This is a genomic window from Bifidobacterium sp. ESL0769, from assembly GCF_029395495.1.
Taxonomy (GTDB): domain Bacteria; phylum Actinomycetota; class Actinomycetes; order Actinomycetales; family Bifidobacteriaceae; genus Bifidobacterium.
Genome location: NZ_CP113918.1, coordinates 2,118,499 through 2,141,646, shown reverse-complemented (window position 1 = coordinate 2,141,646; position 23,148 = coordinate 2,118,499). Strand labels below are relative to the sequence as shown.

The following is a 23,148-nucleotide window of genomic DNA, read 5'->3' as shown; positions in this document are numbered from 1 at the left end:
TTTGCGAACGTATTCATCGGGTTATTCCGGGCTTTGGATTTTGCGGGGAACGCGCCTTGCGCTCTGAGCCGCTGGTACCCTCGCTGGTACCCTGTTACTAGTTAAGAAGGGCGTCGTTATTGGCGGCGTTCGAAGCGAGTAATGGGTTATCGAGGTATTCAAGGAAAGGCTGTTCATGTCGTCAACCGGAGAGCAGACCACGTTGCATTTCGTCCGTCATGGCAAGGTCGAGAATCCCGGCCATCTGCTGTACGAGCGCCTTCCTGGCTTCCACCTTTCCGCGTTGGGATTGCGCATGGCCCAGGCCAGCGGGCGTTATATCGCTGCCGACACGCAGATGAACCAGGCGGTGGCGCTGTATTCCTCACCGTTGGACCGCACGCGTGAAACGGCGCAGGCGATTCTGGCCGCGCTGAACCCAGTGCGTGTAACCCGGGGGGAAGCGGAACTCTCCATCGAAACCGACCCGCGGCTTATCGAGGCGGGCAACGAATTCCGTGGTTTGCGCATCGGCTACGGCAAAGCGGCACTGTGGCGGCCGCGAAGTCTTAAACTGCTCCGTAATCTTTGGCGACCGAGCTGGGGGGAAAGCTACCGGCATATCGCCGCGAGGGTCGGCGACTTCGCGCAGGAAACGGTACGCAATCATCCCGGCGCGCAGGTCATCATCGTCAGCCACGAATCGCCGATCTGGAGCTATCGGCATATGCTGGAAACTGGTCATCCCGAACATAACATGCTGCTGCGGCATACCGCGCTCGCGTCGATCACCTCGATTACCTACGACAGCAAAACCGGCAAGATGCTGCATATCACCTACGTCGACCCGGCTAAAGACGTGAGGTAGGGAAGGGCCGCGTTGCTGCGGAGGATTTACGACATTGGAGTGTGGCTTTGCGTCGTGAATTCTCTGCTATCCTTGCCTGGTGGCGGATTTGCGACGCTATGGGGCGGTTTTGCGTCGTGAATGTGCTGGTAGTGGGGTTTACTGGTGGATTTGTGACGCAAAAAGATGCCAGAGCGTCGTGAATCTTCTGTTAGCCAACTCGGTAAAGTTTGCGGTGGTTATCTCGGCGTCGTCATAGCCGAGTATGGATTACGATAGAGTGAGGAAACCGGCAGTTGGCAGAAGGCAAAGGAGCGAATATGGCGGTTGATATTGAAGGCGGGATCGTCAAAGATGGTGAGTTGGCTCGTTTGGCTTTGATGCCCGAGGTGCGGGATGCGGCGCAGGCCGGCGTCGATCTCATTGCGCTTTGGCCGTTGGACACGGCTCAGAAGCTGAGCAACGACGCGAAATACGCCGAGGACCTGCAGGTACTCGTTTGCCGCGCAGTGGCCGAAGTCATCACCGGCGAAGAAATCCCGATGGCCGATGCCGAGTTCGTTTACGAGGGCGCAGAAAGCATACCGGGCCGCCCGCAATCGATGGTCGACGCGCTGATTGATGTCAATGATGCCTACGAGCAGATGGAAGACTACTCCCGTAACGGCGACACTTCGCTTGTCATGGCCGGTGCCGGAGACCTCAACGTCGGCTGGGACGAGAAAACAGTGAAGGCCGTGGCTGCCGCGCTTGAGGAGATTGAGCAGGCCGCAGGTGCCAGCGCCGTATCAGGCGAAGACGGGCAGGACGGCGATGCCGACGACGATTCCACGCCGCACGGTTCTGACGTCGAAAGCGTGGCCCAGCGTTTCGCAGTAGTATTGGCCGCTATTAACGGGTTGCTTGGTTTGGTCGAAAAGGATGTCGATAGTTCCAGCGATGCGGATACTGCTGCTGCCGCTGCTCGCAACGCGACTCCGATTATGCTTTATATCAACGAACTGTGCGAGCGCATGTCGATTCCGCGCATGTACCTGACCAGTTCGCAGTTCAAGGATTTGGTCGCCAAGTATAGCGACGCAGCCGGTTCCGGAGACGATGCGCGCGCCCTCGACGCAGTGGCCGAATTCGTTTCCCCGCTTGCGAAGGCCGAGTGGGAGAAACACCACAACGACGTCGTCTACGATCCGGTTGCGGCACAAAAGGCCGAAAAGGAAAAGGAAGACAAGATCAAGAAGGCCAAGCTGGCCGAAAAGTTCAAGGATATTCCGGAGGACAAGAACAAGCCGCCGGTGGAGTTGTAGATATATACGAAAACGTGCGCTGCCGGCAACATTGCAACAGCGCACGTTTTCGTATATATCGAATAGTTTGTATCATTTTCTGGATTTTTTGGAACCCATGTCGGTGGGTCCCGTATATCCGCTTGCAGGCTCCCCGCCGGAACCGGGCAGGAAGGTCTTGCCGTCATGGCCTCCGCCTGGCCGAGTATTCGCGTCGTACGGCGGTTCTTTAACGTTGGTATTTTGGGGATTTCCAGTCGAATCAGCTGTGTTCATTTTGCTTTCCCTTCTAATCAGCCACGCACACCGCAGTGCGTTGGATTGGCTCCAACAAGCGCTGGACGTACGTATCTGTGGATATTGAATTATTGTAATAATGCGGCTTATTTATGCAAACAAACCACAAATTTTGAATTATATGAGATTGGTCATAAATCCGAACAATTTTGTGACGGACGGATGAACGAAAAAGTGATGAACGTCGATTTTCGGGATACCGTTAGTCAGACGATAACGTAATCGGTTTATCTGCCAAGACCGAAGGCCCTGGATTCGTAACCTGAAATCTGGCAGATGGATTCAAAAGGCCTTCGGACTTAACGGTTACCGTTTATTGTGCGAAGTTATTGCCGTTGCTGTTTGTGTAACCTCCGTAGTTTCCGTAATTGCTTGCGTTGAAATCGTTATTCGGCTGAGCGTACGAATTATTCGCAGCAGCTTGCTGATATGGCGCCTGCGAATACGAATTCCCCGCGGAAGCGGACTGATACTGAGCCTGCGAATACGGCTGGTTAGCGGGATTTTGTTGCGGAACGAACTGACCGTACTGGTCGTACTGGCCTGCCGGATTTCCCGGATTCATTGGATTCATCGGCGGTACATTTTCGTCGAAACGTGCACCTTCTGGTTTCGGGCCAAGCACCATAAGAACGATTTGCAAAATGAAGCCCACGAGGAGGAAGAGGAGACATAAAAGCGACCCTCCGATGACGCCGGCTCCGAAAGCGTCGGCAACCGCGGATGTTGGGTTGGCCAGGAGTCCGCCGAGGCTGAATCCAACAGAGAATCCAAGAATCAACACGCCTGCGAACTCCAAACCGTAGGGGAGTATCCACCACCAGCCGGATTTGTTCGAATCATGCAGGCGACGAATGGCGATGGCGATTTGCGGTATGAAAATCGCAACTTCCCAGATGTAGTCGATGAAGCTTGAACCGGTGTGGAACAGCAGCTCGTCGAACACGAAAATAATGACGTAGACAATGAAGATGAATAGCTGCACCCACCAGTATTCGCTGCGGCTGGCGCGGCCGGAGAACTTGACGTACTTCTGGAAGAAGCGCTTGACGGCCTCGATCGGCGGGCAGCCATAATACGGCATGTTCAGCGGGACGGCCGTTGGCGATGCGAAACCACCTTGGTTTGGATTACCGTAAGGTTGGCCGGGCATGCCTCCGTTGAACGCAGGAATGCCGCCTTGGCCGCCTGCGGGTGGGGTTGCCTGGAATTGTGGTTGGAAGCTGCCCTGCGATTGCTGGGGGTTGTCGTATTGCGGGGGTTGCTGGGGACTATCGTACGGGGCTTGCTGGAAAGTGTCGTATTGCGATGCAGGTTGCGCGGCGCTGTACTGCGGGGTTGATTGCGTGGCGCTGTATTGAGACGTTGATTGCGCCGCATCATATTGCGCAGCCGCTTGCGAGGCACCGGATTGGGGCGTGGACTGCGGGCCGCTGTACTGTGAATCCGCCTGCGAGGCATCGGACTGCGGAGTTGCTTGCGAAGCGAGATGTTCCGGCGTGTCGTATTGTGACGTCTTATTATATTGTGGCAACGAGCCGGGCAGAGGCGGAAGATCCGGGGAAAACGCCAATTGCGAACCACCTTCATGCTGATTGGATTGAGAAGCCGAAGGCGACGCTTCTTGTGTTAGCGGCTGATTTGAATCATCGGTTTCAGTTGATGGTGAATCGGACGAATGCAGCGGCGCAATCGATGAGTCCTCGTGAGTTTGCGGCGAAGTCGATGATGACGAGTCAGTGGGATTCTCGGAGCTGTCGGATGCTTGAGAAGCGTCTTCGCTTGATTGCGGATTCTGCTCCGGATTTGTGTAATCCTCGTTCGTTTGAGGGTTGGTGTCGTTCATCGATTTCCTTTCGTTGAACCATTCCGTCTTCTATGCATATTCTTCATAGCTGGTAATATCTGCATCGTCTAGATACAGCGTGGAGATACGACCTCATATGTCTGTTTCAGTTTAGCCGAAGATGTCGAGAGTCAGCAACTTAGGATAGGTTTTTGGTCAAACGATTTAGGAATAACTTATAAAGCGTCTAACGGCTTTTGGCGAATTGATCAGTATTCGCTGTCATCGAGCGCTATTGCGTCGTCTTTGTCCGCCGGGCCAAGCAGCAGACGTTCCGCGAGCGAGACCAAGCCGAGCAGAATCCCGGTCAATGCCACTACGACGATGGCTGCGGAGAAGATCATCGCGGTTTGGAAGGAATTGAACGCGCCTTGCAGCCAGACGCCGAGGCCGTTGGTCGCGCCGAGGTATTCCGCGGTGACGGCCGTGCCAAAAACGTAGGCGGCGCTGATGCGGATGCCGGAGAAAATCTGGCGGCCGGCGACGCGAAGTTTCACGTGGAACAGCGTCCATGGTTTCGTCGCTCCACAGGTCAGCGCGACGTCCTGATAGAAGCGGGGGACGGCGGTGAGGCCACGCGAGGTGTCGACGGCGATGGAGAACAGGCCGAAGATGGCGACCAGCGTGATTTTGCCGACCGGGTTGAAGCCGAACCAGATCATGAACAGGGGCGCGATGGTGATGATGGGGATGGTCTGCGCGGCCACGAGCAGCGGATAAATGGCGCGGTTGGCGGTTTTCGAAGCATAGAGACCGATGCCGATGGCGATGCCGGCGACGACCGCAATCGCGAATCCGGCCAAGGCCTCGCCGGTGGTTACGGCTGTAGCGGCCATCAGGTCGGGCCAAGTCGCAATCATCGATGAAACGATGGCGGCAGGGGAAGCGAGTGTGGTTTCGGAAACGAGGTGTGCGCTCGCTGCTACTTGCCAGACGACCAGTACCGCACCGATGGTGATAGTCGGTGGCAACGCCTTGCGCCACCAACTCTGTGAAGCCGTTGCCTGGCGTTTCTGTTTCGTTGTCATGGTCTTCCTTCATTGTGTTGGTGCTGCTAAACGGATTCTTATCATCGCTAATATGCGGTTTCCCGGCAGCAATATGCGATTCTGCGTTTTCTTGCAGTTTGGTGCTGGTTAACGGACTTTGACTGCGTTCGAGATGCTGTTCCCCAGCACCAAAGTGAGAATAACTGAATCATTTTTCAAGTTCGCATGATGTGTGCCAAGTGGTTGAGAATCTTATTCCACATACTTGTTGGTCGAAAGCTCGGCGGCCTGGGGCGCGCGGGCGAGCTTCTTCTTGTGCGAATCTGTGTAGGTGCCGGCGTTGTATTGGAAGTCCAGGTATTTCTGGCCGTCTTCCGTGTTGACCGTGGCCGTGAGCTTCTGGTCGGGCTTGCCGTTGGTGGTGTCGTCGTTCATGCTGTTGCCGCTCCAGTAGCCTTCTTTCACGACCTTTTCCATCGAGGCTTTGGCGAGTTTCGGATCGAGATGCGAGGTCTTGGTCTGGTTGACCAGGATATCGGCAGCCTTGTCGGGATTGGCCAGCGCGTAATCGTATCCTCGGCGGGCAGCCTTGAGGAACTTCTTCAGATTGGCGACGTTCTGCGGGTTTTTAAGCCACGAATTCTTCACCGCAAAGCCGAGTTGGTCAGGATTGCCAGGCACACCCCACTTGTCGGCGGCGAAGCAGTTGAGCGCCGGGCCGTTGAGCTGCGACTCGACCTCTTCCCAGTTGGCGTAGAATCCGGCGAAATCACCTTTGCCGCTCGTGAGTGTGCGGAAGGTGTTGGTGCCGGCCGTCGCGGTTTTGAAGTCACCGTCGCCTCCGGCGTAACGGATCATCTGGCGCACCGAAGCGCTCTGCTCGGCCGAGCCGAAAGTGACGAAGGTCTTGCCCGCGAAGTCTTTCGGAGTCTTGATGTCGGTGCGGCTTTTGAGACTGCACCAGCGGGCGATGGGCTTCTGCGTCAGATCGAAGACGAGCTTCAAGTCGGCACCGTGCGCATTGGCATTGGCAAGGTCGGTCAGTTTGGAGAAACCGATATTGGCCACGCCGTTCTCCACGCTGGTTTCGGCGCCGGCCTGGGCGGTCGGCAGGATCTTCACGTTGACGCCGGCGTCTTTGAAATAGCCGAGCTGCTGAGCCACATAGAGGCCAACGTGATTGGTGTTCGGCGTCCAGTCGAGCATGAAGGTCAAGGTCGGCTTGCCATTGGCGTCGGTTGTAGTGCCGTTACCTGACGTGTTGCCGCAGGCGGCAAGCGAAAGACCAAGTGCCGCCGCGCCGACGACTGCCGTGGCCTTGCGTATTATTTTGCGGTAATCATTGAAATTGTTTTTGGCGTCATTTCGGGAACCGCTGAATCGTTCGTTGCCCTTAAAAATCCTCAGAAAATCGGTTTTGATGCTCACTGTGAATCACCTTGTCTGTTCTGCGGCCTGAGACGACGCATGCGGAAAGGTGAGGAGTCCGCGCGACGAATCAAACCGGTATCGTAAGTCTGGAAAGAGGTTTGTGCCAATCGGTACTGCGGTTATCTTGATTTTCATCAATCAACATCGCCGCGAAGCCTATGTTTCCGAGCTTTTGCGTTTGCTAAATCGTCTTGGCGCAGTTGCTGCCACCAACCGCGCGAACTGCTTTCAAGTATAGGCATCAGGGGGCACAAATATATGGTTTGTTGAGGTGAAATCGTAACAGTTTGTGTTGAATTGTAACCAATCTCTTACGGTTTGGGCTTCCGAGATATGGCCCGGTGCGTTAATCTAGAACTATGAGCGAAAACAATAGTAACACACTCCGCATTGCCGTCGTCGGTGCCGGCCCTGCGGGAGTCTATTCATCCGACATTTTCCTGCGTGAACTGAAGAAGCAGGGCGAATCGCTTGGTCTGCCGACCAACGCGCGCATCGACCTCTTCGAAAAGCTGCCGGTACCGTTCGGCCTCGTGCGTTACGGCGTTGCGCCCGACCACCCGGCCATCAAGTTCATCGCCGACGCGCTCGAGAAGACGCTTGACAATCCCGATATTCATTTGTATTGCGATGTGGAATTCGGTCGCGATTTGACACTTGACGACCTGATGCCACGCTACGACGCGGTGTTGTTCGCCACCGGCGCGGTGGCCGACCGCCCGCTGACTATTCCCGGAGCCGATTTGGACGGCGTGCACGGTGCCGCGCGATTCGTGGAGTGGTACGACGGCTACCCGACCGGCGCTCGCACATGGCCGCTTGACGCCGAAAAGGTCGCCGTGATCGGCGGCGGCAACGTGGCAATGGACGTTTCGCGCGAACTGATGCGCAACGCCGACGACCTCAAGGCGCGCACTGATATTCCTGACAATGTCTATGAAGGCATCAAGTCCAACAAGGCGCGCGAGCTACACCTCTTCATCCGCCGCGGAGTGGCCCAGGCCAAGTTCAGCGTGCAGGAGCTGCGCGAGCTCGAGAAACTGCCGGGCGTGCAGATTATCATTAATGAGGACGATTTCGACCTCGACGATGCCACCATCGAGCAGGCCGGCAAAGACAAGCTGACCCGCCAGATGGTCGAGGAACTCTACGCCATCCGCGATATGGCCGAGGATATGGAAGACGAAGGCGGTGTCGATTTCGAAGGCAACCCCGCCACCAAGAAGTATTACATTCATTTCAACTCCGCACCTACCGAGGTGTTGGGCGAAGACGGCAAGGTCGTCGGCCTTCACGTCGAGCACACCGAAACCGGCGCTGACGGCGTGATGCGTCACACCGGCGAGTTCACCGATTATCCGGTCGAGGCCGTCTACCATGCCATCGGCTACAAGCCGGCGAGCGTTCCGGGCGTGGCCTACGACGAGCAACGCGATGTGCTGGCCAACGAAGAGGGCCGCATTCTCGCCGAACCGGCGCTCACCGCCGAAACTGGCAAGAGCACCGTTCGCCCGCGTCTCTACGCGACGGGCTGGGCCAAGCGTGGTCCGGTCGGACTGATCGGCTCCACCAAGTCTGACGCGCTCCTGATTGTCGGCAACATGCTCGAAGACCTTTCCAAGTCCGAGGACGTTGACGGTGCCGGCAAAGGCTGCATTGCCGCCGACCGTGACCCTGAGTCCATCGACCGTCTGCTGGCCTCGCGCGGCGTCAAGCCCATCGACTTCGCTGGCTGGAAGAAGGTCGACGCCTACGAGCGTGCCGAGGGCGCGAAGGAGGGCCGCGACCACAAAAAGGTCATCGATCCCGACCAGCTGCGTTCGCTTGCGCTGAGCTGAGTACTCTGGCCGATTAGAGTCTGTATGGCGCGTTGCGGTGCTTTCTGTTGCTGTGACGGAAAGCACCTTTTTCGTGCTTTTCTCCGCAGTGTAGGCCAGTGTCAGTGGGAAAAGCACCAAAATAGCCTTAAAAAGGTGCTTTTCTCACTGGAATCGGTTGTTACTGAGGAGAAAAGCACTAAAAATGGGCCAAAATGGTGCTTTTCTCACGGAAAGTGGTCTGCGTTGAGGAGAAAAGCATCTCGTACTCGCATAGTCACAGCTGGCGTTCAGCAAAAGTACAGGCACGTTCGTTAGGCTTTGATACATGGACGCCAAGATTAAAGTGCATGGCCATCTCAATGGCCTCAAGACCACACTGCTTTTCGGCGTGATGTGGGCCATCATCATGCTTATTTGGTGGCTTACCGGAGCCAGCCGCGACACGCTTATCTACTATATTTTCATCGGCCTCGCCTCGACTTTTATCTCCTATTGGTTCTCCGACCGCATCTCCATCGCTTCGATGGGTGCGCGGCAGGTCTCCGAGGCAGAAGCGCCCGAGCTTTACCGCATCGTCCGCGAACTTTCCGCCCGTGCCGGCAAGCCGATGCCGCGCATTTATATCGCGCCGACCATGAGCCCGAACGCGTTCGCCACCGGCCGCAACGAACGCCATGCCGCCGTTTGTTGCACGCAGGGAATCCTGCAGATTCTGAACGAGCGCGAGTTGCGCGGCGTGCTCGGCCACGAGTTGATGCACGTCTACAACCACGACATTCTCACCTCGGCAGTGGCCAGTGCGATGGCGACGGTGATTACTTACCTTGGCTATATGTTGATGTTCTTCGGCGGCGGGCGAGACAATGATGACCGCGATTCCGGCGTTCTTGGCCTGATCGGGGTGGCTTTGAGTTCGATTCTTGCGCCGATCGGAGCTTCGCTCATTCAGCTGGCGATTTCCCGCACCCGCGAATATGATGCGGACGAGGACGGCAGCAAACTTACTGGCGACCCGGCGGCCCTTGCCTCGGCGCTGAGCAAGATTACTTCCGGCGCGCAGGCCAATCCGATGCCGCAGACCGCCGGTACCCAATCCGCTGCCGCGATGATGATTGCGAACCCGTTCTCCGAAGAAGGTTTCAGCCGCCTTTTCTCCACCCACCCGCCGACGCAGGATCGCATCAATCGCCTGATGCAGATGGCGCGTGAGATGCAAGGCGTCGGTGCTGGTCCGAGCAGAGGGACACGCTGGAACCGTTTGGGTTCCGACGAATCCACGCAGGTTGCGTACTGATTCGACAGCCTATATTCTCTGAGTTTCGGATTCGGCGACAAGATGCATGGGGAGTGCCGAATTGTGGCAGGCTGAGCGTTATGCAAGAATTTGTGAGTCTGTAGTACTCGGTAACTTGTCACGGTACGCTGTTTCGCAGCCCTGTGCTAGACTCTTTTTCTGTATGTGCGCGGCATCGCGTGCGTCACTGCGGATGTAGTTCATCGGTAGAATGGAAGCTTCCCAAGCTTCAGAGGCGGGTTCGACTCCCGTCATCCGCTCTTTTTGCATCTCTGATTTTCCAATGATTTCGAGCCCTTTTGCTGATTACATGATGAGCTGATGCAACACCGATGCAACAATCTAAAAGTTCTTTATCGGTTTGTAGCCCGGATAGGAGGGAACACACAACTCTCGGCTGTATTATTGCTCATGTGCTGTGGGTCTGTGATGTGGCAGATGCACCTCGGCCCCGGTGCCTGTTTCCAAACATCGGGGCCGCAGCATACATTGAAAAGGACTTAGATCCCAATATCAGTTGTGACCCCTTCCGGTAAAAGCTTTATTGCCCGCCTAATGGTCCGGAAGGTTTCCGATGCCACAACCAATAAAAGCATTATATCACCGAAGGTATGATATTCCTCTTTCGCGGTAGGATGAGCCTGTTGCGTTCTGCTTTCGCAGGCGCAATCATGCGGTTTTCCGGCCGCATGACCTCGCCGCGTCCATCGTGGCGCGGCATGCATTGAAAGGACATTCAATTATGTCCCATAAAAGAAAGGGCTCTGACGGGCCTGAGGCTATCCAGGCCATCGCGGCGCTGGTCGTCGTTCTGGCGGCCAACGCGGACAATGCGGTGGTGGACGTGCTGCTCGCGATCGTTGTCGGTTGCGGGCTCATCGTCATCTGGAGGTGGCGCAGGCATTAGTTAGGGCCGGCCCGGCGCGGGGTGACCCGCGTCGGGCACTTTCTCTTTCTCGTCTTTGGTGTTGTCGAGTGCGCGGTAGATGGTGGTGCGTCCGACGTTGTATTGGCTGGCGATCTCGTTGACGGTGACGGTGCCGGAGTCGTAGAGCTCGCGGGCGCGCTTGGCCTGGGCCTGGGTGAGCTTGGGCTTGCGGCCGCCTTTCCTGCCGCGTCGGCGTGCGGCCTGGAGGCCGGCGTTGGTGCGCTCGCGGATCAGGTCGCGTTCGAACTGGGCCATGGCGGAGAAGATGTTGTAGACGAGCATCCCGCCCGAGGTGGTCGCATCGATGTTCTCGGTCAGGCTTTTGAAGTTCATGCCGGCCTGTCGGAACCGGTTCATGAGGTTGAAGAGGTTCTGGGGAGTGGAAAGCCGAGAGTGAGTCGCTTAAGCTGTCTATTTTTTAGCAAGGCTTTGAAAACGTATGTTGCATAAAGAAAAAACGAGAAACTAAAAGTGGAGGAGGCAGGAATCGAACCGTGCATCCCCGCCTTGCGGCGGGCTCTACCATTGAGTTAATCCCCCAAGTCGTGCATCGCCGGTTTCGTTTTGATGACCCCAGCGCTGAACGCTTGATTACTATAGCATAGTATTTTTCATTTTGTTATCGGCGAAGTGTCGGTGATGGCGTAATCCGCAAGTCAATGGCGAGGCTCGCGGCAATAATGGAGGCATGACCATTGCAACCCCTGAACGATATCGTGAAATGCTGGAATCCGCGCGGCGCAACGGTTACGCCTACCCTGCGATCAACGTAACCAGTACCCAGACGCTCAACGCGGCGCTGCAGGGGTTTGCCGAAGCCGAATCCGATGGCATCATCCAGGTTTCGGTGGGTGGGGCGTCCTACTTTTCCGGGCAGTGCGTCGGCGACCGCGTCACCGGTTCGCTTGCGTTTGCAGCGTTTGCCCACGAGGTGGCAGCAAAATATCCGAACATTTCCATCGCCTTACACACCGACCATTGCGCTAAGCCGTATCTCGACGGCTGGGTTCGTCCGTTGCTCGCGCGCGAAGCGGACGAAGTGGCGCACGGGCACGAGCCGATGTTCCAATCCCATATGTGGGACGGCTCGACGGTGCCGCTCAAGGAAAACCTTGATATCACTGAAGAATTATTGGACCTTTCGGCGAAGGCGCACACCGTCCTGGAAATCGAGATTGGCGCGGTCGGTGGTGAAGAGGACGGCCATCGCGCGGATATCGACGAAAAGCTCTATTCCACGCCGGCCGACGGCATCGAGGTCGCACGCAGACTCGGGCTGGGGGAGCGCGGCACCTATATGGCCGCGTTCACTTTCGGCAATGTGCATGGCGCCTACAAACCTGGTGTCGTGAAGTTACGTCCGGAGCTGCTCGGCGAGATCCAGCGCGAAGTCGCCGCCGCGGCAAAGGCGGGCAAGCTGGGAAGTTGCTATACGGATGCCGATTTGCATGACAATAAGCCGTTCATGTTGGTTTTCCACGGCGGCTCGGGTTCGTCGAAAGGCGACATTACGGCGGCGGTGCATTATGGCGTCATCAAGATGAATATTGACACCGACACCCAGTACGCTTTTACCCGCGCGGTCGCTGGCCACATGTTCGAGCACTACGATTCCGTGCTCAAGGTCGATGGCGAGGTGGGCGAGAAGCGTTACTACGACCCGCGTTCGTGGGGACGCACGGCTGAGGATGCGATGGCCAAGCGTGTGGTCGAGGCCTGCGTTGAGTTGGGTTCGGCGGGTAGAGCGTTGAAGTAGCCTCCCTATAGCATTGCCTTCGTGGCTAGGTTCTTTTAGTTTGCCAATTCGGCGAGGTCTATTGTGTGCCTCTCGTCTCGATAACCAATACGTAATTCATTGCCGACAAGCGCTACAGTTGGCATGGCTATCGAACCGTCGTTGCCGACGCTTTCCAGCTCACGGTCGCCGAGGTAGGCGGAGACAAAGACGTAATGGCTAGAGTCGATGGTGCGCATCTGCATCGGTATGCGAGTCTTGGGGTAGAGCAGGTTGGTGTTTGGCTCGGGAGTGGACAGTTCCAGTGAGAATCCTTCTGCCCCGATCAGGCCGGTGAGGCCGACCTCGGTTCGGTAGAAGATGGATTGTTGCGGAGTTGCGAACGTCGCTGTCAGGTTCGAAGTCATTCCTCCGGCCGTTGCTTTCGGAATTTCGTCTGTAGAGCTGCCTGATTCTTGCTTCCAATCAGGATTTTTGGCTTGAGTATTGATGTTTGGTAATGTGCCCGCTTCGACGGTGATATTTAAAGTCTTGGTTCCGGAAAGCGGATTTTTCGTATCGTCTTTACAGGTATCCCAGCCTGAGACAAACGAACCGTCGGCAGTGTGCTGAGCCGACGCCCCGGCAACCCCGTCGACTGTGTTGATATTGGGGCCGGCCAGTTTCTGCCCGAAGTCCGGCATCGCGAACCCGCCTTCCGCAAGATGCAAAGCCCGTGCCGAATCGATGACGTGGACGCGGATGTGCCATGGCATCAGCGGCACGATGAAATTGCGAATCGTAACATCGCTCCACGGCTCCCAGCGCGAGTAAACATAGTCGTCGTGCACCGCGTAATCCGCGTAGCCGAAGGCCGTACGCCAGTGATATTCGGATTCTGAAACCGCCAAGGTGCTATCACAGGCGAGCTGTTTGAGCGCGGTCGTGGCTTTCGGAGCCGAGAAGCCAAAAGTAGTCGAATAGACGTACTTTTCGTATTTCGCGTCGGTGTGATTGTGTTCCGGCGCGTGCTGGCCGGCGGTGAAGGCCTGCACTTCCAGACCGGTGCGGCTGTGTGCCACCAGCATGCGCGGTTCCGGTTGCAGTTTCAGTGCCTCGAATTTGAAATCGTCGCTTTCGCGCGTAGTCCAGAAAGTATCGGTTTCGGGAATACACAGGAAAATGAAGGTTTTGAGAGCCCAGTAAGCCGAAGCTGGCCCGTTATAGCCTTCGGCCATATTCATATTTGGGTAGGCATAACCGATGGGAATCAGTCCGTCGGACTGGAAAATATTCTGCCGGAACCACCAGCGTAGGTTGTCCAGCAACAGATGTTTCACATCACCGAGCGTCCAGCCGTCCGGAAGGTCGATGCCTGCAAAGGCCGCCGCACCCCAGAACGCAGCTTGCGCGAATCGGTAATCAAGACTGCGTCCGAACGGCAGGCAAGCGCCGTCGGCTGCGAACCAGTTGGCATAGCTTGGCACGAAGGCGCTCGCGCGTTGCTTGAGCAATGCACAGCGTTGTATCTCGGCGTCATTGAGCTCGGATTCACTGTCCCGCTTCGCGAGCCCCGCGGTCATCAACGTAAAGAACTGATAGGCGAACGGAATATAGTTGTCAATCTGATTTTTATAGCCGTCATATGACCATCCGTGGCCGAGATAGTGGGAGGCGGTGATGTCGAAATCGGCTTGTACCAAGGCGTCGTATTCGGGGTGCCCGGTGTGCACGAACCACGTGTTGGCCATCTGCCGAAACCAAAGCCAGTTCGTTTTCGGCAGCGTGTGATGGTTGATCTGGTCAAGCCAGGTCAGGATATTGCTTTGTTGCGTATCGCTTAAATGGTTCCAGAAATCCTGTCGCGTCTCGAAAAGAAACGCCGTGATCGCGCCCATCTCCACGAACAGCTGGTCGTAATCGTCCAGCGGATTGCCCCAGAAATCCGGGTCGCCGGGCGTGGTGCCGTGAAGGATCCCCAAGCACGAAAGCTGCCACCAGCGCGGGAAACGACGGATATTGCTTCGATTGGCAAAAAGCGGCCCGAGTCCCCAAAGCAAGCGGCAGAAGCCCTCGATCGAAGTGCGGTCCTGGCTGTAGACGGCCCCGCTATCGCTCATACGGAATCGGCCGTATCGCCCGCCGCTTTCTACCAAGCGCATGGCCGGTGCAAGGATATCGACCAGCGCTTCAACGCAATCCGCTTTCGTGCGCATCGGGTTGGTGTCGACATTTTCATTGAATGGCTTCGTTTCCATCGGGTTTCTTCGTTTCCTTCCGAAATCTTCTATGGGCCGGGTGCGCGTGGAATGTGGAATCAACTTAATTTTCAATCTTCAACATAATCGCTATCGGCCGGCGGTGCGTAGAATATGGTTCACGCTCAATATGCCCTACATGAAGTATGGTCTATCGGTCGGTTGGTCTTATGCAAGAGCAAGAGAAATGTGGTCACGAATGATTTCGCAGCAGCGACGAAATGAGTGCTGTTTTATTTTGAGATTTCGCGGCAAAATCTGGCAATATTTCGTTTTCAAGGTAAATGGAAATCATCGGAGCTCAGTTATCGGATTTGGATTGTCGGGTATCGATTACAGGTCATTGATCGCAAATCAGCAAATACGAATTATTAAATATGGATTACGATTCTGGAGTATCTAATACGAATTATTCGATATCGGTATCAGATATGAATTGCAGAACTCAGCGAGGAATTGGCCTTGCCGGTGCTGGCGCGCACGACGTACGAGGATTGCAACATGATCGGCTTGCGGTCGTTGATCGACTTGGTGTGGTGGATGAGATCCAGCACCTCGTCCACGGCCTTCGCTCCCAGCTCTTTTCGCGGCAGCCGCACAGTAGAAAGCGCGGGGGAGACCAGCGAGCTGACCTGCACGTCGTCGATGCCGACCGCCGAAACCTCGCCGGGAACGCTGATATTCCGGGAATGCAGGGCTGCGATGAAGCCGATGGCCATAATGTCGTTGTAGGCGATGACCGCGCTGGTCGGGTTGTTCAGAAACGCTTCGCCGGTGCGGAACCCGCCGCTGAACGTCGGTGCGTTGGAAGGGATGCGTCGCAGTTTCAGGTGCTGGCGCTGGCAGATTGAAGAGAGTGTTCGCCAGCGTACGCCGTCCTGCCACGAGGATTCCGGTCCGCTCAGGTAGGTGAAATTGCGATGTCCGAGGGAAGCAAGGTGCTCGACAGCTTGCGTCAGCCCGGTCTGCACGTCGCCGATGACAGACTGAATGCCGCGAATGGAGCGGTTCAGCGTCACGAGTGGTTTCGTCTGCGCGAGCTTGCGGATGCCCGCGTCCGAGAGGCGTGAAGAAGAGAGAATGAGGCCGTCGATATGTTGGATGGCGGTGTGGATGGAGGTTCGCTCAATCACGGCGTTTTCCTCGGAATCAAGCACCAAAAGCCCGAAACCGTTGGAAAGGCACTCGTGCTGGGCGGCTCGCGTGTATTCGGCGAAAACCGGGTTGCTGAGGTCGGCGACCACGATGCCGAGCATGCCGTTGAGGTGGTCGTCGTTGGTATGCGCCCTGATGGCGGTGGCACGATAGCCGATTTTGTCGGCGATGTCGTAGATTCGCTGGGCCGTGGCTTCGTTGACCCGACCCGGACGTGCGAAAGCTCTCGAAACTGTAGACGGGGCAACGCCTGCGGCCTTGGCGACGTCTCTGATGGTGATTTTCGCGGGCGTCTCTGTCTGTGTCTCTATCCCTGTCGCTGTTTCCGTTCTTTTCTTTCCTGTCCCTATCCGCGCTGAATTTGGGCCGGTTGGAGTTGAAGCATCTGCCGTCATTTCCACCACGCTCCTTCGCGATGCAAGTATAGCCAGTCTCTGATGAGTAATGGCAAGTAATGGCAACAGAATACAACACCAAGACGTGTCACGTACACTAAAAGGCAAATAGGGGTTTTGACATCGCGGTGAATCTCTGGTTCGTCGCGGAATGTGAGGATGGTGCCATGGTTGGCCAGACGGATATATCTGAACCTGTTTTGTCTCCCGATCGTTTGCTGCCGGCGGAAGGTTTGCCGTTGCGCGTGGCCCGGGAGCTTTACGAATCGGTGAAAGACCTTCCCATTGTTTCGCCCCACGGCCATATCCCGGTCGAATGGTTTGCCCGCGACAAGCATTTCGCGAACCCCACCGATTTGTTCATCACGCCAGATCATTACGTGACCCGGATTTTGCATGGCCAAGGCGTACCGTTGAGCGCTTTGGGAGTTGGCCAAACCGATTTCACCGAAGCGCAGGCGCGTGACGCGTTTTTGCTTTTTGGCAAGTATTGGTTTGCCTTTGCCGGCACCCCGATGCGTTATTGGTTCGAGGACTCGCTGGTTCGGGTATTCGGCATCAACAAGAAGTTCGGGCCCGATTCCGCCAGCGCGATTTACGACGAACTCAATGAAATGCTCAAAACCCCGGAATTTAGCACTCGGGCGCTCGCCAACCGCTTCAATATGGAATTCGTCTCGACCACCGACGACCCGGTCAGTGATCTGAAGCTGCACGATCAGGTCAACGCTGACCCCGATTTCAAGCCGTTTGTCGCTCCTGCGTTTCGCCCTGACAAATACCTTGAACCGTCTCGCGCCGACTGGCCGCAATTGGTTCGCGATTTGGGTGCCAGTGCCGATATCGATGCCTCCACCTACCTCGGTTTCACCGAGGCGATGCGCAGCAGAAGGCGGTATTTCAAGGATCATGGAGCCGTTTTAAGCGATCATTCTCACGTCGATCTCAACTCGGAGCGGCTTTCGGACGGTGAAGTACGCATGTTGTTCGCTGAAGCTTACGCGGGTAACATCGAGGCCGGTGATGCTGCCCGTCTGCGTGCCCACTTGTTTAACGACCAAGCCAGGTTCGCTCAGGAAGACGGCTTGGTGATGACCGTGCACCCTGCCATCGCGCGCAATTATGACGCCGCGGCCTTTGCACACTACGGTGCGGACGTCGGCGGCGATATCCCGGCCCGGGCCGAGTTCGTCGAAGGGTTGCGCCCGCTGCTCAACGAATATGGCAATAATCCCGATTTCCATTTCGTGGCATTCACCGATGATGAAACCGTGTTTTCGCGCGAACTTGCGCCGCTCGCCGGCTTCTATCCCGCCTTCTATATCGGCGCTCCTTGGTGGTTCATCGATGCGCCGGATTCGATTTCGCGCTATTTCCACGCCGTCGTTCCCTATGCTGGGTTCGCCAAGCTTTCCGGGTTCATCGATGACACCCGGGCGATTTGCTCGATTCCCTCCCGGCATGACATGAACCGCAGGGTCACCGCAAGTTTCGTATCCTCATTGGTCTGCGACCGCCGGATTTCGATGGACGAAGGGCTTGCGATTATGCGTGCTCAGGTTTCCACCCAGCCAAAGCGAGTGTTCAAAATCGGTGGTGCCGAAAAGGCCGAATAAACCGAACGAATCGAACGAATCGAACGAGCCGAAAGGGACTGACGGAACCGAATAAGCCGAATTAGTCGAAAAGACTTAAAAATAACGTAGGATATGACCGCGCTTAAGGAGAGGGGCAGCAATGTCAACAGATAGCGTTTCAATTCCTCAAATCAGCCGTGAAAAGAACGGTCGCCCGGCCGCGCCTGAAAAAATCATCCATCTGGGAATCGGTAATTTCACGCGTGCGCACCAGTCTTGGTACACCGAACACGCTCCCGATGCGGCGGAATGGGGTATCGCCGGTTTTACGGGTCGGGGCGCTTGGATGCGTGATTCGCTTGAAGAGCAGGGTTGTGTGTACACCTTGATTACTTCCGGAGCGAAAGGCGACGAATTCGAAGTTATCTCCTCGATTTCTTCCATGTATAGCGGACTGGATACGGCGGCGTTGCGTGCCCGTTTCGCCAATCCTGATATCTCCATCGTCACCTCGACCATCACCGAAGCCGGGTATGTGCGCAACCAGGATGGCGATTTGGACGTTGCCAACCCCGATGTCGCTTCAGATTTGCAGGCACTGAAAACCGATTCACAAGCCGATGGTCTCAAAACCGTCCCTGTGCGTATGGTCGCAGGTTTCTTGGCCCGCAGAAGCGCGGGGGCCGGTCCGATTACCGTGCTGCCTTGCGACAATCTGGCCGGTAACGGCGCCGCGTTCCGCAAGGTGGTCGAGCAGGCCATCGCTGAGGTCGATCCGTCATTGCTGGATTGGACACGGCTCAATGTCGCTTGGGCGACTTCCATGGTCGATCGCATTACACCTGCCACAACACAGAGTGACATCGAACTGGTCGAACGGGTCAAGGGTTGGCATGATGCGGTTCCGGTGCGCACTGAGCCGTTCCATGAATGGGTGATCGCCGGCGACTTCCCGGCCGGCCGTCCGGCTTGGGGCGAAGTCGGTGCCGTCATTACCGATGACGTCACGCCGTATGAGGAACGCAAGCTGTGGATGCTCAACGGTTCCCACTCGACCCTGGCTTATTGCGGGTCGCTGTTCGGCTATGAGACCGTCGCCGATGCGGTCGCCGACCCGACCCTGCGCGCTTGGATCAACGAATGGTGGGATTTGGCTGGGCGCTATGTCAGCGTGTCCACCGAGGAATACCGGCGCCAGCTGCTTGAGCGTTTCGAGAACCCCAATATCCGCCACCTGCTGATGCAGATCGCCTCCGACGGAAGCGAAAAACTGCCGGTTCGTATCGTGCCCGTCGCTCGAAAAGCGTTGAAAGACGGTGCCTCAATCGTTCCCCCTGCTCGTGCCATTGCCGCGTGGATACAGTTCCTTACCCGCTACAGCGACAGGCTTGCCGACGTCAATAAAGACAAGGTCGTCGCGTGCGCGAGGGCCTGCAAAGCGGCCGATGGGAGCATTGACCGGAAAGCCGTGAAATACGTGGTTTCCTATCTTGATCATTCTCTTGGCGGCTCTTCGGCGTTCGTCGATGAGGTGGCCAATCAGATGGACGAGGTGACTGGGGCTGCCGCGGCTCATCTGATGTCGTGAATTGGCGGGATTTGGTTTGGGGCGGTTGAGCTGGTTGGTCGGATTGTACCGATTGGATTGGCTGGAGCTGGTTGGTCGCGTTGAGCCGATATCAGCACAAACGGTTTGGTTATCAAAATTTAAATGGAAGTAAACAGCAACGCACGGTTAAGGAAGCCGCAAGTTGCGCAATAGAAAGGAATCGATATGGCTATCGAAAAGGCCGAAGTATTCGTTACGAGCCCGGGGCGCAATTTCGTCGTCCTCAAACTCACTACGACGGACGGCATTGTCGGTTTGGGCGATGCGACGCTCAACGGACGTGAGCTGGTCGCCGCGGAATACCTGAAGACCATCACCCCCGCCCTCATCGGCAAGAACGAGGACAACATCGAAGACATGTGGCAGTACCTCTACAAGGGTGCCTATTGGAAGCGCGGGCCGGTGACGATGGCCGCCATCAGCGCAGTCGACGTGGCGCTCTGGGACATCAAGGGCAAGAAGCTCGGCGTTCCTGTCTACGACCTGCTCGGTGGCGCGTCCCGCAAGGGCATCCTGACCTACGCGCACGCCTCCGGCACCGATTTGCCAAGCCTGTTCGATTCGATTGATATGTATCGAGACATGGGCTTCAAGGCCACGCGTATTCAGTATGCGCTGCCTGGCATTCCTTCCACCTACGGTGTCGCGGCTTCGGCCAACGCGCAGACCGGTGAGGGCGAGAAGGGTATGCGTTACGACTACGAGCCAGCGCGCCGCACCAGCGTTCCGGTCGAGGAGGTCTGGGATGCCCGCACCTACCTCAACACTATCCCCGGCGTTTTCGAGGAGGTGCGCAACAAGTACGGCAAGGATCTCATCCTGCTGCACGATTCCCACCACCGTCTGCGCCCGATCGAGGCTGCCCGCTTCGGCAAGGCGCTCGAGCCCTACGACCTCTTCTGGATGGAGGACACCACTCCTGCGGAGGACAACCAGCAGTTCCTGCGCCTGGTGCGCGAGCACACCACCACCCCAATCGCCATCGGCGAGATCATCAACTCCTGGACCGACTACATCACCCTGATCGAGGAGCAGCTCATCGACTACGTGCGTTCGGCCGTCACCCACACCGGTGGCCTCACCCACATGAAGAAGCTCATGGCCTTCGCCGAGCTCTTCGGCGTCAAGTCCGGATTCCACGGCCCCACCGACGTCTCGCCGGTCGGCATGGCCGCGAACCTGCACCTTGACCTCGCGATCCCGAACTTCGGCATCCAGGAGTACATGAAGCACAGCGACGAGACGCTCGAGGTCTTCCATACTTCGTACACGTTCAAGGATGGCTATCTGCACCCGGGCAACAAGCCGGGCCTCGGCGTCGACTTCGATGAGAAGCTTGCCGCCAAGTACCCGTACCAGCCGGCTCCGCTGCCGGTTGACAGGCTGCTGGACGGCACGATGCACGAGTGGTGAGTGATTTTTCTTAGTGACTGCCGCGATGGGGACGAATATATACATTGCTCGACACGCTCCGGGCCGCTCAGGCCGAGTCTTTACGGTCGAGCAACGCATATATCCGTCCCCATCGCTCTGACTAATGGTGCTTTTTTGAAGCGAATAAAAAGATAAAAGACTCGAGTCCGTTCGGGCAAGGTTACGCCAGAACAACACATATACCGTCCCATCACTCTGACTAAGGGTGCTTTTTTAGAGCGAATATGACGAAGTGCCGCCTTCCCTGGATAGAGGAAGGCGGCACTTCGCTTTAACTAGTAGTGGCTAAATTACTCCCAATATTGCATTAAGCGCTTCCAGCACGCAAGCTTTTGCATCTGTGAAGTCAATGCGCTCGTCAAGCGGAACTTGGTCTCTGCTCATATTGTTGTATTCTTCGTTGTATCGCTCGCTGTAATCATCGAGATCTTGCTTTAACGTTAGAAAATCATTCTTAGTCACATCGATATCTTTCATCATCGTTTTCAAGAAGATGATCTGATTGGCTTGGATTATCTCGGTTCCTGTTTCGGGCCTTGAACGAAGAATCGATGACATGTCGAAGAGATCCTTGGCTCTCAGCCCTTTTCCGGTGTTGGATTCACGAGAATTCGTTTTCAGATAACTTGGCGCGTTCTGGCACAATGACAGCATTTTTTCGTAAATTATTCTGACCAGAGACGAGACCGCTATTTCAACGCCATCGGAGTTGATTTTGTCCAGGCAAAACATTCTATTGTTGAGGGAAATTTCTATCTTGAGACTTCTCGTGTCCCCGAAATGACGGACGGGTGCTCGTCGGTTTTTGTTGGTTGAGTCGGTTTTATCGGCGACTCTGACGACGATTCTTGCGAGTCTTTTCGGCTCTGTTTTACTAGGCAGATGGTCCAGTTTGGTGTTTCTGACCTCCATACTGGAATCATTGAATTGTTCCTTCAGCGCCTCTTCTATGAGTGTTCTTTCCTGCTCAGTAATCGAATTTTCTTCAACGTAAAGATCGATGTCCTGAGACGCACGATGACTGATATTGTGCGCAATCAGCGCTTGCCCGCCGTGCAAAGCGATTCTGCCGGCAAACTCGTCTATCGAGAACAAGGCGGACAGGGCCTTCGCGATGATTTCCTGGTTGGTCAGTTCCTCAGTCGTCATGCAGCACCTAGTCCTTTCGGATAATAGACCCCAATGTCGGAGTCGAACAGCTTGTCGCGCATATTCTTTTGCAGATACATGTTGAATTTTTTCTTGTCTGGATCCAATCTGCTGGCAACAAGATTTTTCTGCTGTTCCGAATAGCCTGCCCTATCCATGTAAAAAAGTATGTTCTTTCCATACGGGAACAGGTATTGGCCGTTGTCGAGCAATTGCATCATTCTGAGTACTTTTAGCTCGCCCTTGGCTCTCGCGAAAGCTTCCAGTACCTCTTGCGCGCCGCCTGAATAGTCCGGTTTCACGGTGCATTCGACAAGTGTCTTTTCCACGCCGCTTACGGAAATTTCTGAAGGGGCGTTCGGCACTTGCATCTCGGTAAGGCCTTTATCTACGGTTGCGGATTGATCCAGCAAGTAGACTTCATACGGTCTGCCGTCGTATTCGAATGTGTATATGTTGTTGGTCATTCTTGCCGGAGTCGAAAATGCCTTGTCTATTTGAGATTGCGACAGCTCCGTGTTTCGCTCGGATACTTTGGCTTTCGTCCTTTTCTTTTTGACATAGATGGGTTTAGGAACATTCAAGGTCAGATCATTGAGATACAGAGCCGAATAATGGGAGATATACGTGCGTCCGGAAAGCGAGAGTGCTATGGCGTACGGAGAAACTGGTTCGTTTCTGGGAATCAGCCTGACGGTGTCGGCCTCTTTGTCTTTCTTGGATATTCGCAATTCCTCGAACAGATTCGCTTCGGGGGAGACTAGATAATCCCTGAATCCCGCAAAAGATACCTTTTGAAGTAAGAACTGACGTTTCTGAAGGTTATTGTAAATTGTTTTGATTGCGGAAAAGCTCAATACGTTATTGAAAGCGGCGCTCTCTTCCTTCACAGCGTCGGATACTTCCTTGCTGTTTTTCTTTTTATAAAAAACGTATTGCGCAACCATTCTTCAATACTATCCCACACGCCATAATTTGACAAACGATTAGTATATTGATAAAGTACAAGTACTTTATCAATCAGTCTTAAAGACATGAATAAATCAAAATAATGTTGGCAACACGCAAATTATTTGACAAATAATTAAGATATATATAAAGTATAAATACTTTATATATCTTACTGATATAATAAATCATCTT

At 55.5% G+C, this 23,148-nt stretch carries 18 protein-coding genes and 1 tRNA gene; 10 read left to right on the top strand and 9 right to left on the bottom strand.

What is annotated here, in order from left to right; translation table 11 throughout:
* Positions 1 to 175 precede the first annotated feature (175 nt).
* On the top strand, positions 176 to 847 hold the full coding sequence (locus OZX72_RS08390) for a histidine phosphatase family protein (protein WP_277158240.1): 672 nt from the start codon (positions 176 to 178) through the stop codon (positions 845 to 847).
* A 299-nt stretch (positions 848 to 1,146) separates the two neighbouring features.
* Entirely contained in the window at positions 1,147 to 2,130 is a 984-nt protein-coding gene (locus tag OZX72_RS08385; RefSeq protein ID WP_277158239.1) for a hypothetical protein, read from the top strand.
* Between the two features lie 72 nt (positions 2,131 to 2,202).
* Here OZX72_RS08385 and OZX72_RS08380 read toward each other — a convergent pair whose 3' ends face one another.
* From OZX72_RS08380 to OZX72_RS08365, 4 genes are all read right to left on the bottom strand, one after another.
* Entirely contained in the window at positions 2,203 to 2,385 is a 183-nt protein-coding gene (locus tag OZX72_RS08380) for a hypothetical protein (RefSeq protein ID WP_277158238.1), read from the bottom strand.
* A gap of 334 nt (positions 2,386 to 2,719) precedes the next feature.
* Positions 2,720 to 4,252 carry a DUF805 domain-containing protein gene (locus tag OZX72_RS08375; protein WP_277158237.1) on the bottom strand — a complete coding sequence of 511 codons (1,533 nt, stop codon included), beginning with the start codon at positions 4,250 to 4,252 and terminating at the stop codon, positions 2,720 to 2,722.
* Between the two features lie 209 nt (positions 4,253 to 4,461).
* Positions 4,462 to 5,280 (bottom strand): ABC transporter permease, encoded by an 819-nt coding sequence (locus OZX72_RS08370; protein WP_277158236.1) that lies wholly within the window; start codon positions 5,278 to 5,280, stop codon positions 4,462 to 4,464.
* Positions 5,281 to 5,493: 213 nt separating this feature from the next.
* Positions 5,494 to 6,570, bottom strand: a complete 1,077-nt coding sequence (locus OZX72_RS08365) for an ABC transporter substrate-binding protein (RefSeq protein ID WP_348519680.1) — start codon at positions 6,568 to 6,570, stop codon at positions 5,494 to 5,496.
* A 461-nt stretch (positions 6,571 to 7,031) separates the two neighbouring features.
* On the opposite strand from OZX72_RS08365, the gene OZX72_RS08360 reads away from it, so the two are divergent.
* The 4 genes from OZX72_RS08360 (at position 7,032) to OZX72_RS08345 (ending at position 10,693) form a co-directional block, all read left to right on the top strand.
* Entirely contained in the window at positions 7,032 to 8,510 is a 1,479-nt protein-coding gene (locus OZX72_RS08360) for an FAD-dependent oxidoreductase (protein WP_277158234.1), read from the top strand.
* 307 nt (positions 8,511 to 8,817) lie between these two features.
* Positions 8,818 to 9,786: a zinc metalloprotease HtpX gene (gene htpX / locus OZX72_RS08355; protein ID WP_277158233.1), complete on the top strand. Its 969-nt coding sequence runs from the start codon at positions 8,818 to 8,820 to the stop codon at positions 9,784 to 9,786.
* A gap of 189 nt (positions 9,787 to 9,975) precedes the next feature.
* A tRNA-Gly gene (locus tag OZX72_RS08350) sits at positions 9,976 to 10,046 on the top strand.
* Positions 10,047 to 10,528: 482 nt separating this feature from the next.
* Complete coding sequence (locus OZX72_RS08345) at positions 10,529 to 10,693, top strand: hypothetical protein (RefSeq protein ID WP_277158232.1); 165 nt, start codon at positions 10,529 to 10,531, stop codon at positions 10,691 to 10,693.
* Here the strand turns inward: OZX72_RS08345 and OZX72_RS08340 are convergent, their stop codons facing one another.
* Positions 10,694 to 11,047 carry a recombinase family protein gene (locus tag OZX72_RS08340; protein ID WP_277158231.1) on the bottom strand — a complete coding sequence of 118 codons (354 nt, stop codon included), beginning with the start codon at positions 11,045 to 11,047 and terminating at the stop codon, positions 10,694 to 10,696.
* A 355-nt stretch (positions 11,048 to 11,402) separates the two neighbouring features.
* On the opposite strand from OZX72_RS08340, the gene fbaA reads away from it, so the two are divergent.
* Positions 11,403 to 12,470, top strand: a complete 1,068-nt coding sequence (gene fbaA, locus OZX72_RS08335) for a class II fructose-bisphosphate aldolase (protein WP_277158230.1) — start codon at positions 11,403 to 11,405, stop codon at positions 12,468 to 12,470.
* A 35-nt stretch (positions 12,471 to 12,505) separates the two neighbouring features.
* On the opposite strand, the gene OZX72_RS08330 is transcribed toward fbaA, so the two are convergent.
* Both OZX72_RS08330 and OZX72_RS08325 read right to left on the bottom strand, forming a co-directional pair.
* Complete coding sequence (locus OZX72_RS08330; RefSeq protein WP_277158229.1) at positions 12,506 to 14,686, bottom strand: DUF2264 domain-containing protein; 2,181 nt, start codon at positions 14,684 to 14,686, stop codon at positions 12,506 to 12,508.
* A 425-nt stretch (positions 14,687 to 15,111) separates the two neighbouring features.
* On the bottom strand, positions 15,112 to 16,236 hold the full coding sequence (locus tag OZX72_RS08325) for a LacI family DNA-binding transcriptional regulator (RefSeq protein WP_277159421.1): 1,125 nt from the start codon (positions 16,234 to 16,236) through the stop codon (positions 15,112 to 15,114).
* 128 nt (positions 16,237 to 16,364) lie between these two features.
* On the opposite strand from OZX72_RS08325, the gene uxaC reads away from it, so the two are divergent.
* The 3 genes from uxaC to manD all read left to right on the top strand — a co-directional run bounded on the left by uxaC (position 16,365) and on the right by manD (position 20,835).
* Complete coding sequence (uxaC, locus tag OZX72_RS08320; protein WP_277158228.1) at positions 16,365 to 17,852, top strand: glucuronate isomerase; 1,488 nt, start codon at positions 16,365 to 16,367, stop codon at positions 17,850 to 17,852.
* Between the two features lie 121 nt (positions 17,853 to 17,973).
* On the top strand, positions 17,974 to 19,401 hold the full coding sequence (locus tag OZX72_RS08315) for a mannitol dehydrogenase family protein (protein ID WP_277158227.1): 1,428 nt from the start codon (positions 17,974 to 17,976) through the stop codon (positions 19,399 to 19,401).
* A gap of 186 nt (positions 19,402 to 19,587) precedes the next feature.
* Positions 19,588 to 20,835 carry a D-mannonate dehydratase ManD gene (gene manD, locus OZX72_RS08310; RefSeq protein WP_277158226.1) on the top strand — a complete coding sequence of 416 codons (1,248 nt, stop codon included), beginning with the start codon at positions 19,588 to 19,590 and terminating at the stop codon, positions 20,833 to 20,835.
* Positions 20,836 to 21,141: 306 nt separating this feature from the next.
* On the opposite strand, the gene OZX72_RS08305 is transcribed toward manD, so the two are convergent.
* On the bottom strand, positions 21,142 to 22,005 hold the full coding sequence (locus OZX72_RS08305; RefSeq protein WP_277158225.1) for a nucleotidyl transferase AbiEii/AbiGii toxin family protein: 864 nt from the start codon (positions 22,003 to 22,005) through the stop codon (positions 21,142 to 21,144).
* Positions 22,002 to 22,952, bottom strand: coding sequence for a hypothetical protein (locus OZX72_RS08300; protein WP_277158224.1), 951 nt, complete (start codon positions 22,950 to 22,952; stop codon positions 22,002 to 22,004). Before OZX72_RS08300 ends, OZX72_RS08305 begins: the two co-directional genes overlap by 4 nt.
* Positions 22,953 to 23,148 lie beyond the last annotated feature (196 nt).